This window comes from Butyrivibrio sp. XPD2006, assembly GCF_000420865.1.
Taxonomy (GTDB): domain Bacteria; phylum Bacillota; class Clostridia; order Lachnospirales; family Lachnospiraceae; genus Butyrivibrio.
The window spans coordinates 1-12,104 of sequence record NZ_ATVT01000025.1; the positions used below are offsets into that span (position 1 = coordinate 1).

General features: G+C 42.3%; 11 protein-coding genes. 10 read left to right on the top strand and 1 reads right to left on the bottom strand.

Annotated features, from left to right (window positions below; genetic code table 11):
- The 8 genes from G590_RS20150 to G590_RS20935 form a co-directional block, all read left to right on the top strand.
- On the top strand, positions 1-254 hold a 254-nt coding region (locus G590_RS20150), incomplete at its 5' end, for a transposase (RefSeq protein ID WP_442852343.1).
- Positions 255-508: 254 nt separating this feature from the next.
- A complete protein-coding gene (locus G590_RS20155; RefSeq protein WP_196802522.1) occupies positions 509-1,552 on the top strand; it encodes a putative glycoside hydrolase in 1,044 nt (347 codons plus the stop codon).
- On the top strand, positions 1,536-1,661 hold the full coding sequence (locus G590_RS21780) for a hypothetical protein (protein ID WP_022766962.1): 126 nt from the start codon (positions 1,536-1,538) through the stop codon (positions 1,659-1,661). The genes G590_RS20155 and G590_RS21780 overlap by 17 nt, the downstream gene beginning before the upstream one ends.
- Positions 1,640-2,620 (top strand): LacI family DNA-binding transcriptional regulator, encoded by a 981-nt coding sequence (locus G590_RS0117650; protein ID WP_022766963.1) that lies wholly within the window; start codon positions 1,640-1,642, stop codon positions 2,618-2,620. The genes G590_RS21780 and G590_RS0117650 overlap by 22 nt, the downstream gene beginning before the upstream one ends.
- Positions 2,621-2,761: 141 nt before the next feature.
- Positions 2,762-3,553 carry a DUF975 family protein gene (locus tag G590_RS20160; protein WP_022766965.1) on the top strand — a complete coding sequence of 264 codons (792 nt, stop codon included), beginning with the start codon at positions 2,762-2,764 and terminating at the stop codon, positions 3,551-3,553.
- The gene (locus G590_RS0117665; protein WP_022766966.1) at positions 3,553-4,242 is read left to right on the top strand and encodes a response regulator transcription factor; all 690 of its coding nucleotides are present in this window, start codon (positions 3,553-3,555) and stop codon (positions 4,240-4,242) included. Before G590_RS20160 ends, G590_RS0117665 begins: the two co-directional genes overlap by 1 nt.
- An 18-nt stretch (positions 4,243-4,260) precedes the next feature.
- Positions 4,261-5,325, top strand: coding sequence for a sensor histidine kinase (locus G590_RS20930; protein ID WP_022766967.1), 1,065 nt, complete (start codon positions 4,261-4,263; stop codon positions 5,323-5,325).
- A gap of 42 nt (positions 5,326-5,367) precedes the next feature.
- Positions 5,368-6,828: a sensor domain-containing diguanylate cyclase gene (locus G590_RS20935; RefSeq protein WP_022766968.1), complete on the top strand. Its 1,461-nt coding sequence runs from the start codon at positions 5,368-5,370 to the stop codon at positions 6,826-6,828.
- Between the two features lie 38 nt (positions 6,829-6,866).
- Here G590_RS20935 and G590_RS0117680 read toward each other — a convergent pair whose 3' ends face one another.
- Positions 6,867-8,372, bottom strand: a complete 1,506-nt coding sequence (locus G590_RS0117680; protein WP_022766969.1) for a lysozyme inhibitor LprI family protein — start codon at positions 8,370-8,372, stop codon at positions 6,867-6,869.
- A 290-nt stretch (positions 8,373-8,662) separates the two neighbouring features.
- Here G590_RS0117680 and G590_RS0117685 point away from each other — a divergent pair, with 290 nt between their 5' ends.
- Together G590_RS0117685 and G590_RS21220 are read left to right on the top strand one after the other, a co-directional pair.
- Positions 8,663-9,136, top strand: a complete 474-nt coding sequence (locus tag G590_RS0117685; protein ID WP_022766970.1) for a hypothetical protein — start codon at positions 8,663-8,665, stop codon at positions 9,134-9,136.
- Between the two features lie 224 nt (positions 9,137-9,360).
- On the top strand, positions 9,361-11,724 hold the full coding sequence (locus G590_RS21220; protein ID WP_022766971.1) for a glycoside hydrolase family 11 protein: 2,364 nt from the start codon (positions 9,361-9,363) through the stop codon (positions 11,722-11,724).
- Positions 11,725-12,104: the final 380 nt, after the last annotated feature.

Below are 12,104 nucleotides of genomic sequence, written 5' to 3' on the forward strand. Positions count from 1 at the left end.
CTCGTCATATCTGGGAAGACTACATGGAAGTATGCGATGATATCAGATACACAGAGGGAATGAAAGATCTTTATTCCCATCGCAAAGAAACAATAGAAAGAATTTTTGGGACCGCCAAAGAAAACCACGGATTCAGATATACACAGATGTATGGCAAGGCGCGTATGGAAATGAAGGTCGCGCTTACCTTTGCGTGTATGAATCTGAAAAAGCTTGCAAGGATCAAGCATGAATGGCGGTTAGAGATGGCCTGATATAGGCTGTTTCTGACCTTTGTTCTGAACAAAATCCCCATAACATAAGAAAAATGGTCCAGAGAGCTACGCCCTCAGGACCACTTTGTCTACAGTCTGAGCCCTCACCATACGGTGGGGGCTATTTTTTTGCATTAATGAAGTGGGAATTGTAAAATCTTTTTGAGATCTGTGTTTTTTAATTGCAAGAAAAGTGGAAAAGAGTAATGATAAAACAGTTTTTAATTTCATTAATGATGATTGTGTGTTTGTCTATGACATTTTCTAATGTTTCTTATGCACAAGAGGAGCAGACAGAACCGGCACCGATTCATGGCATATATGTAAGTGCCTATGTTGCAGGAACCAAGAACATGATGGATGAGATGATCACGCATATAGATGAGACTGACATAAATGCTGTTGTCATAGACGTTAAAAATGATGAAGGAAACATTGTCTACGACATGGACTCAGAGCTGATAGATGGGCTCGGAACGGAAAACATCCTTATAAAGGATATGCCGGGGCTTATAGATGAACTGCATGATCATGGCATATATGTCATTGCAAGATGTGTTGCATTCAGAGATCCATATATTGATGAGCTAAAGCCTGATTGGATGCTAAAGACAGCATCCGGTGAGATATATGAGGATAATAAGGGCTTTAACTGGATGGATCCCAGGAATAAAGAGGCAAAAGAGTATCTCGTAGAAGTCGCACTTCAATGTAAAGAAGCTGGTTTTGATGAGATCCAGTATGATTATGTCCGCTTTCCGACAGGAATTACGGAAGAAGACATAGGTACTAATGGTTACGGAAGACGAAGAGCGGTTTATGAATTTGTCAGAGAAGCTCATGCAGAGTTAAAGACTAACAGCATCCCGCTTTCGCTTGATGTTTTTGGAACTGTGATAAACTCTAAGGTTGACAGAAATATAGTTGGACAGGAGTATTCGTGGCTGTCCATGAATAGCGAGTATCTTTCGCCAATGGTGTATCCGTCTCACTATTATGAAGGGACAATGGGAAACGACTATCCGGATCTTTACCCATATGAAACTATTGATGCTGCAATGAAGTATTCAAAGAGAGAGCTTGAAACAGTTAATCCGTTAGGAAACAGACCCCAGGCAGGAGTTCGTCCCTGGCTTCAGGGGTTTACTGCTTCGTACTTAAAGAAGTATAGGCAATACGGGGCAGAGGAAGTAAAAGAACAAATAAGAGCTCTTAACGATAATGGAATATACGATTGGATCATCTGGAACCCAAGCTGTAAATATGAATGGGAGGCGTTTTATGGGAAAGATGGATGAAAAAGAAAAATCAGGAGTGAAGGACAGCCTCAGCGGAGCTCCGCAGGGAGTTATAGACCAATACAGTAGGGAAGGCAGGAATTTACTATGGTCGGAATCAAGGATATAGCAAGCAGGTGCGGTGTATCTCCGACTACCGTATCAAATGTTTTGAACAACAAGAATAATGTGGGGCGGGAAACACGGGACAGGATTCTTGAAACCGCCAAGGAACTGGGGTATGTTCACAAAAAGTCTGAGGCGACTGTGGGCAATAGGAAGAAAAACACAGTAGCCATCAACTTCAGTGATTTTGATGCGCCTTTCTATTTTGATGTGCTCCATGGAATCAGTGATTATGCTGTAAAAAAAGATTTCAATCTCCTGATATGTACCAAGGAGAATTTCGCAAAATATGCGGATTCTGACAGTATATGCGGATGCATAATAATGGACTGGAGCACGGATGACTCAACGATCATGAGTATCGCAGATAAAGGGATTCCGATCATTACTCTGGACAGGCAGATGCCTCACAAGCTCATTAAAAACCTGGTCACAGCCAACTACGAGAGTGAGAGAGCTCTTGTTGAAAAGCTTGTTTCTTCGGGCTTTACTTCTTTTGCTTTTATGGGAGGCATCGATTCAGACGACAATAAGGAGAGATACAGAGCTTTCAGAGATGTACTGAAGGAAAACGATATTTCTTTTGACAGAAATCTGTTATTCGAGGGTGACTGGACAGAAAAGAGCGGCGCGGCAGCTGCAAGGCTTATCATGCTACAGCCCAGGATGCCGCAGGTTCTGGTCTGCGCCAACGATCTCATGGCCATCGGAGCCATCAGGAAGTTTCAGGAGAACAGCATCAGAGTTCCGGAAGATATCTCGGTTTGCGGCTTTGATGACGTGATAATGTCCAAGTACCTCGGGCTTACTACAGTGTGCGTCCCCAACTACGAGAGGGGCTTCCTTGCAATGCAGGCGCTTTCTGACATTATAGACGGCTCAGGAGACTTCGGTAATTTCAAAGTCGGTGCCAGAGTCAAGTGGAGAAAATCCATAAAACCAATAATGACTGATCAGGAATGATAGTTTATGAATGTGTTAAGGTTTTGTTAAGGTTCTTTTCGTTTGGCAGAAAGGTTAGCCTGTTATCCTTGGTTCATAAGATAACAACACCGAATGAAAACAATAACACATTCAGCACATTCATAAACGGAGGAAAAAAGTATGTGGACAAGAAAAGAACTTAAGGAAAAAGGTAAAAAAGCATTTATGCTTAACTACTGGAAGACGGTTTTGGTAAGTCTGATTCTCGTAGTATTGATTGGAGGAGCTGCCGGTTCCGTTGCAGGAGTAGGTGGCAGAAGAGGCACTAATCATAAAAACGAACCGGCCATAGAATCGACAATTGACCAGTCTGATTCCGCAGCAGATGAAATTGAAGAGTTTTCCGATAAGGTTTCGGATTTCGAGATACCGACAGGTGCAGCTGTGGCTTTAGGAATTTTCGTTTTCTTGATCGGAATTATAGCAGTAGGTGTTTCACTTGCAGTTAACGCATTTATACTCAACCCGATTGAAGTTGGCTGCCAAAGATTTTTTACAAGAAATCTGAACCAGAAGGCTAATATTGGTGAGATAACATATGCGTTTGACCACAATTACCTCAATAATGTTAAGACTGCTTTTTTAAGAGATTTATATATTATTCTTTGGTCACTTCTGCTTATCATTCCCGGCATCATTAAGGCTTATGAGTACCGTATGATCCCATACATTCTTGCTGATCACCCGGAGATGCCCACAAAAGAAGTATTTGCAAAGAGTAAAGAGCTTATGAAAGGACAGAAGTGGAGAGCTTTCGTGCTTGACCTTTCCTTTATCGGATGGGAGATCCTTTCACTTCTTACAGCACGAATTCTTGGAATCCTCTATGTGACTCCATACAGATGCATGACAAACGCAGCTCTTTATGAGAGACTTGAGTATGGTAATCTTGTTGTTGAGGAGAATAACTGATGGATAAGATCCTTATTGCAGATGATGAAGCTGAAATCAGAAGTTTATTAAGGTTATACCTGGAAAATGAAGGATACGTAGTAGCAGAAGCAGGCGATGGCAAGGAAGCCTTAAATATACTTGCAGGCGGAGACATAAGTCTCTGCCTGCTTGACGTCATGATGCCGGAAATGGATGGCTTCCATGTGCTCAAAGAGATGCGCAAGAATAATAACATTCCTGTTATCATCATTTCAGCAAAAGACACTGATCCGGATAAGATACTTGGACTGGACCTGGGAGCAGACGACTATATGATAAAGCCATTTAATCCATTGGAGGCCGTGGCAAGAGTCCGCTCCAATCTCAGAAGATTCCATGCACTTAAAGGAGATAAGGAGCCCGAATCCGGCAAACTTATTGAACTCCTGGATCTCAGACTCGACACAGATGCGTGCATCTTATATCGCGGAGATGAGAAAATAGAGCTCACTTCCAACGAGCTTAAGATGATGGAACTGTTCATGGAGAATCCCGGTAAAGTCTTTACCAAGGAAAAGATATATGAATACGTCTGGGGAGATACCTATGTTGTAGCGGACAACAATATCATGGTCGCTATCAGCAAACTCAGGTCCAAACTCAGTGAGGATCCTTCTGCTTATATCAAGACCGTCAGAGGGCTTGGCTATCGTATGGAAAAAGAGTAATCCGGGGAATATGTTTTTATGGATAAATTCAAAAGTTTCTTGATCAAACACCTTATTCTTGTTCTTGTAATTGTAGTAGCGATCGAACTGATTCTTACTATAATTCTGAATGAAATTATTTTCCCTTTCATAGGCTTTTTGATGGGACAGCCGGGTCTATCCTCGCTGTCTATCGGCAGTATTCCCTTTTTTATATGGGGACTCATAACCGGTAACAGCGCATTCGTGTTTAATGCGCTGGAAACATCCACTGTTATTGTCCTGATTCTCTTTTCACTGCTTCTGGTAATGCTTCCCATCATTGTGGGAATACTGATATATGCACGTATGGTCACAAGGCAGGTTGAAATTCTGGAAAAAGAGAGAGCAGAAGAGCGAAAGAGCTATGAAGCAAAGCGAAATCTCATGCTCTCTGATTTTGCTCACGATCTCAGAACGCCCATTATGACCATTGGCGGTTATGCAAATGCAATAACAGATGGTATGGTAAAAGATGAGGCTCAGAAAACCGAGTATCTGACTGCAATTGCCGCCAAATCCAAAAGAATGACAGAACTGATAACTATGCTCTTTGAATATGTGAGGGTAGGAAGCGAAGGCTTTTCCCTTACAAGAAAAAAGATTGATCTGCATGCGCTGCTTACTGAGACAATCGCGAGCTTATATCCCGACCTTGAAGGAGCCGGAATGGACGTAGATATCGATATTCCGGAAGAGTCCTTTTTTATCAGCGCTGATGAACTTCACTTAAAAAGAGTCATAGAAAATCTGATCATTAATATCATCCGTCACAATCCTTCAGGCACAAAGGCAGGCTTTATTATCAAAAAGGCTCCCGGTGTGGAATTCCTTGCCGTTGCAGACTCAGGAGTTCAGATGGAAAAAACTGAGGATGAGCTCTTCGAACCCTTTGTAAAAGGCGAAGATTCCCGTTCCCAGCATACAGGAAGCGGTCTGGGATTATCGGTTGTCAAACAGGTTATGGACATGCATGGCTTTGATATTCATCTTAAGCAGCCTTACGGCAGTTACACCAAGGCTTTTGTCCTAAAATTTTACGAATGTAGTATAATTGATATATAGTACATAATGTCACTCTATAGTGACAGCGTAGAAGGAGTCATAATGGATAAAAGTTCTGTAGCTGATAGCATTAATAAGGGTATAGGCCAGTTTAACGCTGAAGACAGTGTTGAAATAGATGATTTGGAGCCCTTATTTGATGTATCTGCCTATCCGGAAGAACAGCGTGAGATCATAATAGAGTGTAACAACAGGATTGATGCTGCAAACAGCAAATATCGAATTGCCAAGATCAGAGAGGACATGTTCGCTAATGGATTAAAAGCCGGTATGTATTTCTGTACATTTGATCGTGATGAGAACATGACCGGTTTTGAATTCAACGATGAGACCAGGCAGATGCTGGGCTATGACGGCCTGGAGGATCTGCCCAATGAATTTGACAGCTGGGTAAAGACTCTTGTCCCTGAAGAGCGGGATGCAATAGTCAGGCTGTTCTGGGATTCGGTAAAAATGCATCGTGAACTGCCGGATATTACCCACGCCACATATCGGATGCAGAAAAAAGACGGTAATATCATCTGGGTTACCGGAGCCGGAAGATTTATAAGACGCTCTGATGACGGCTCACTGGAAATCTACATGGGGTGCTACCGTGATATCACAGCGCAGCAGGAGCTCGAAGAGCATTTAAAGATTATTGAAGCCATCGGTAAGGTCTTTAATTTCTCTTTATTTATCGATGTCAGCGATATGAGTTACAGAATGATAAGCACCAATGAATATGTTGAGATGGTGCCTAAGGATCCGGATGCTATACAGTTCCTCAAGAATAATGTTGACGCTTCAGTGGCAGAGAGCTTCCGCCAGAGCCTATTTGACTGGCTAAATAAGGACACTATTCTTGCTGCTATAGAAGAACATGGATCAACAAGCATGGAGTTCTACAGTGAAAGCGCAAACCGTTGGTTTAACGGTGTCTTCATGGTTGGAGATCGGGGTGAAGACGGAAGTCTTGCACATATCGTTTATGGCTGTATAGATACCACAGATGCCAAGCTTCAGAACCTGGCTCAGCAGAAGATGATCTCTGAATTTGAGACAGAGCTCTATGTGGATTCTCTTTCCCAAATCCGCAACAGGAAGTTTCTGGATGATAAGCTCGTGTTTAAACCATGCATGGCAGTAGTCATGGCTGATATCGACCTGTTCAAGCAGGTCAATGATACGGTCGGACATCGTGGCGGTGATGAAGCAATCAAGAAGGCTGCAAAAATGCTGGAACAGTCTGTTAGAAAAGATGATGTTGTCATTCGCTACGGCGGCGATGAATTCATGATGGTATTCTTTGATATTACCAGGGAAGATCTGGAGCACAAACTTTCAAAATTAAAGTCTGCAGTAAAAGAGATTTCTATTGATAATCATCCGGAAGTCAAGATCACCATGAGTTTCGGCGGGGCATACGGAACTGAGCTTGTAAATAATATGATCGCCACAGCTGATAAGGCACTTTATGAATCAAAAAAGAAGAGAGATACATTTACTGTAATTGAGATATGATGACGTAATAGAGGGGTGAACGATGGTTCACCCCTTTTTTACGGAATATCTACATCAGCGTAACTCTCGGCAACAGCATCAGGTATCACGAAATCTTCGCCGTCTAAATCGGCGAGGATTTCTGCAAGTTCATAGCAGCGCTTTCTTGAGTATTCTTTTCCTGCACAATTCTCGAGAAACGGCTGCATAGTACCACCGGCAAAATCGGCTCCTGCCTCGGCTATGTAGGCTTCTTTTCTCTTGATCCATGCACGTTGTTCATCGAGAAGTGTCTGTTTCCTGTCTTCATCAATCTTGTCTGTTATTCTGCTCCACAGGTCATTCAACTCACCATCCCACATCTGGTACCAATAGAAGGATTCATAATTAGCCTGCTGTTGAGGCAGGTTAAAGATTTCTGCGGTCTCATATTCTTCAGATCTTTCCTCGATCAGGGCGAGTTCTTCCTGAATAGTTGATGTGGTTCTGTATCTGTCAGCGGATTTATCGTGAACATATTCCTTGTCGAAGTCTATCTCCGTATATTCAAGAGGCTTTCCGTGATTTATCTTATCTGTTATTCCGATTTCTTTTATTTTATCTGAAGCTATCTTGTCCATTTCATCCATTGAAATGAATGATATGTCCTTGTGGCTGTCCATTAGTTTCTGATATGGGCTGTCTGTATACAGATTTGGAATATCCATCTCATCATAGTTGCTGTCATAAACAGCATAAGAATAATATTCATCGTCTCTGGTTTCTTCGCTGTAAGGAACAATTCTCAGGGTGTAGACGCATATTTTTCCTTCAAGAGATGAGTAATCATATTCATCATGTTCGTGGTAGCGTGAGAAGTCCTCCAATTCAGACTGCTCTTCATACGAGTATCCAAAATAGTATTTACCGTCAGCGCCAATAAAAGACTCATCCCAGCCATGAACAGTAGCACCACCGCTTCCATATCCGTTTAGTACGCCGTATTCATTTATATCTGTCCCGCTTCTTGACCATTCTGCAAAGGCATAGATAGTCTGAAGACTGCCATCAATTTCTTTTACTATAAAAGTGATGTAACTATCAGGATCGACAAAAGGCCCTTTGACTCTGATAGCAAGCTCTTTATTGCCATCTGCACCGCAATCAAGGAAAGCATAACTCATGTTATCTATTTCAAAAGAAGAGTCAACAGGAGAGACTGCATGGTAGTCATCGCTGTGGAGGGTATCTGTGATCAAATCCCTGAATTCTTTTATTGTGAATTCCTTATCTTCCGGAAAGCACACGATAAGCCTGTCTTCATAGGAGAGGTACTTATCTTCCGGAATATTTTCCTTGTAATATTTAAAGCTGAGAGTCCCTTCTCCTGCCAGAAAGGCATCGTAAGGGTCATCGAAGGTGGTCTTGACCGATGAATCAGCCTGATCCTGCTCGGTTGCTTTCTCTTCCGGGATTATAGCTTCCTGAGATATCTTTTCGGGCTCCATATCTGCAACAGGTGCTCCGCATCCTGTAAGGGCTGCTATCATGGCCATAGATAATATGAATATAGTGGTTTTTTTCATATGTTCTCCTCTTTGTTCTGAAATCAAACAGTACAATGATATCACTGTTTCTATATTTAAAACACCTTAAGATTATGGCTTGTTGCTTATACAATATAAATATTTTCTTACTGTCCCGGAGATAAGTTCGCCAGGGACAGTAATCATGAATGATGTTATGCACTAGTCCGGAGCGAAAAGCAGATATGGATTATATATTACTGATGCAACATCCTCTTAAAATGCAACATACTTCAGGTCGTAGATGTGTACAATATAGAAATTGCAATACTCTAAATGGGAGAGAGAAAATGAAGCAGACCAAAAATAAAGAACTTTTGCAGTTTGTTTATGCAATATTGCTTGGAGGTGCAGTAGAGGCAGCGTATTTTACTGTGATAGAATATATCAGCTTTTATTGGGATGACTTTTTACCCGACTTCTTACCCGACATCGTTTTTGGAGGATTCTTTTTTATTTATATTGCAGCAGTCGGAATGCTTGTAGCCATTGTGATCAGTAGATATTGCAAACAGGCAGAAAGTGTGATGGGCTCACTTAAGGCGTTGGTTGCGTTGATCGGCGGTGCATACCTGCATTTAATGATATTTAATCATTACCACGTGGTTTATTATCAATTACATGGCAGGTTTTTTCCTATGGCAGATGACTTAGGGCCTTTCTTTTTTATGATTTATCTGGGCATGGTGTATCTTCTATGGATACCTGAGGTACTTTTTTATATTATTAAGAGTTTGATCCACAAAGGAAAATATAGATTTTGATGATGTCTATAGGTTTTATGCAGTAAAGAGGGCTTTGTCAGCCCTCTTTTTTGAAACTAAATATTAAGAAAATATTAAAAATATGTAAAAAAAGTAAAAAAAGTGCTTAACAAAGTAAAGGAAATACATTAATTCATCAAAGTGCATCAGCTATCATTAAAGTATCAGTACATACCTATTTATTCACCTTTTGTTGTGGCATAAAAAAGAGAGGAGGTACTTTGGTGAAAAAAGGAGGAATCAAGGCATTAGTTATGGCTGTCCTCATGGGTGTATCGCTTGTTGCGCCTTCAATGAAGGTTCAGGCAGCGACGACCCTCTACGAGAACAAGACCGGAACAGAGGACGGTTACGACTACGAGCTGTGGAAGGACAGCGGAAACACAAGCATGATACTTAATGGAGGGGGAACATTCAGTTGTCAGTGGAGTAACATCAACAACTGCCTTTTCAGAAAGGGCAAAAAGTTTGGTGGCAATCAGTCATATCAGCAGATAGGAAATATCTCTTTTGACTATGGCTGTGATTATCATCCAAACGGAAATTCTTATCTTTGCGTCTATGGATGGACAACAAGTCCACTTGTAGAGTTTTACATCGTAGACAGCTGGGGCTCATGGCGTCCACCGGGAGGATCTCCCAAGGGTCAGATCTATGTGGATGGCGGAACCTATGATGTATACGAGACAACTCGTGTAAATCAGCCTTCAATTCAGGGCAATACCACATTCCAACAGTATTTCAGCGTTCGTACAGAGAGAAGAACAAGCGGCACTATCAACGTAACAGAGCATTTCAAGGCCTGGGAAAGAATGGGCATGAGAATGGGAAACATCTATGAAGCAGCTCTCAACGTTGAAGGATATCAGAGCAGCGGTTCTGCTAATGTTTATAAGAACAATATGACAATCGGCGGATCATCCGGTCAGAGTGGCAACCAGGGTGGAAACCAGGGAGGTAACCAGGGTGGAAATCAGGGCGGCAACACAGGCAGCCAGACATCAGGAAATGAGACTATCGTTCAGTGCGAGTCTATGACAAAGGGTGGACAGTATACAGGAAATATCAACAATCCATTTGGCGGCGTAGCTCTTTACGGCAACAACGATAAGGTTTCCTACACACAGTATTTTGCCAGCGGAACTCATGATTTCACACTTCGCGGATGCTCAAATAACGACAATATGGCAAGAGTCGACCTTAAGATCGGCGGCGAGACCAAGGGAACATTCTACTACGGCGGATCATATCCGGCTGAGTACACGATCAAGAATGTAAACCACGGAACCGGCAATCAGACAATTGAGCTTGTTGTTACAGCAGATAACGGTCAGTGGGATGCTAACATTGACTATCTGAAGATCGGTGGTGCAGGTGTCGGCGGAAACGAGTCATCAGGCGGCAATCAGGGCGGCAATGAAGGCAACCAGGGTGGCAACGCCGGTAACGAAGGCGGCAACCAGGCAGGAAACACCGGCAATCAGGGTGGTAACGAAGGCAACGCAGGTGGACAGGCTCAGAGCGGTGACAATATCGTTCAGTGCGAATCCATGTCAAAAGCCGGTCAGTACACAGGAAACATCAACAATCCGTTCGATGGCGTAGCTCTTTACGGCAACAACGACAGAGTTTCCTACTCACAGTATTTTGCATACGGAACTCATGATTTTACACTTCGTGCCTGCTCGAACAACGACAACATGGCAAGGGTCGACCTCAAGATCGGTGGCGAGACCAAGGGAACATTCTACTATGGCGGACCATATCCGGCTGAGTACACAATTAAGAATGTAAACCATGGAACGGGAGAGCAGACTGTAGAACTTGTTGTTACGGCAGATGATGGACAGTGGGATGCGTACATTGACTACTTCAAGATTGAAGGCGCAGGTGCCGGTGGAAACAATGCAGGCAGCAATGAGTCAGCAGGAAACACCGGAAATCAGGGCGGCAATCAGGGTAACGGCGGAAACGAGAAGCTCATTGCTCTCACATTTGACGATGGCCCATCAAGCACAACAAGCGATGTTCTCGATATTCTTGAGAGATATGGTGTAAAGGCAACATTCTTCCTTATCGGACAGAATGTAAACAGTAACACTCTTTCTATCATGCAGAGACAGGTAAGAATGGGATGTGAACTTGCCAGCCATTCATACACACATCAGGATATGACAAACATGAGTGCTCAGAACATCAGAAATGAGATGGAATGGACATCTTCAGCAATCAAGAATTCAGTCGGTGTTGATGTTAAGTTCTTCAGGCCACCTTACATTGCTGTAAACAACACCATGTATCAGAACATTGATTATCCATTTATTCAGGGAACGCTTATCAATGACTGGGAGAACAGCACCTCAGTTCAGCAGAGAGTTAACAATGCTCTTGGCGCAGCAAAAGACGGACAGATCATCCTTCTTCACGACTTCCAGGGCAATTCTCAGACTGTACAGGCTCTTCCTCAGATCATTGAAGGACTCAAGAATCAGGGATATACCTTCGTTACAGTTAGTGAGCTCTTCGAGAAAAAGGGTGTTAACCCTAACGTAGAGTACAAGATCTGGTCAAACGCAAACGGCCAGTAATTGCTTTTAAATATCCAAAACACCTAAGACTACATATGAAAAGACCACAACAAAGATGGGGCTTCGCATGGGTGAATCCATGCGAAGCCTTTTATTTTTAATACATTTACTAAAAATTTTTCAAAACGTTAAAAGAAAAGGTAAATTCTGCATTTGACTGAAATTCAGTGTTTATAAGTGTTAATTCTGTTTTACAGAACTTACCCCAAAACTAAAAATGCGTTATAATCATACCCAAGTGCAGTGTTCATCATACATTTTTGTATGACAAACAAGCATCCGGAATAGTGTGTAAAACAGAATTCTGCATGCTGATTTCTGGTAAGACTTAATTCAGCAGTGGATTCCGTTCTATACTATAGAATTACTTTTTAAGTAAT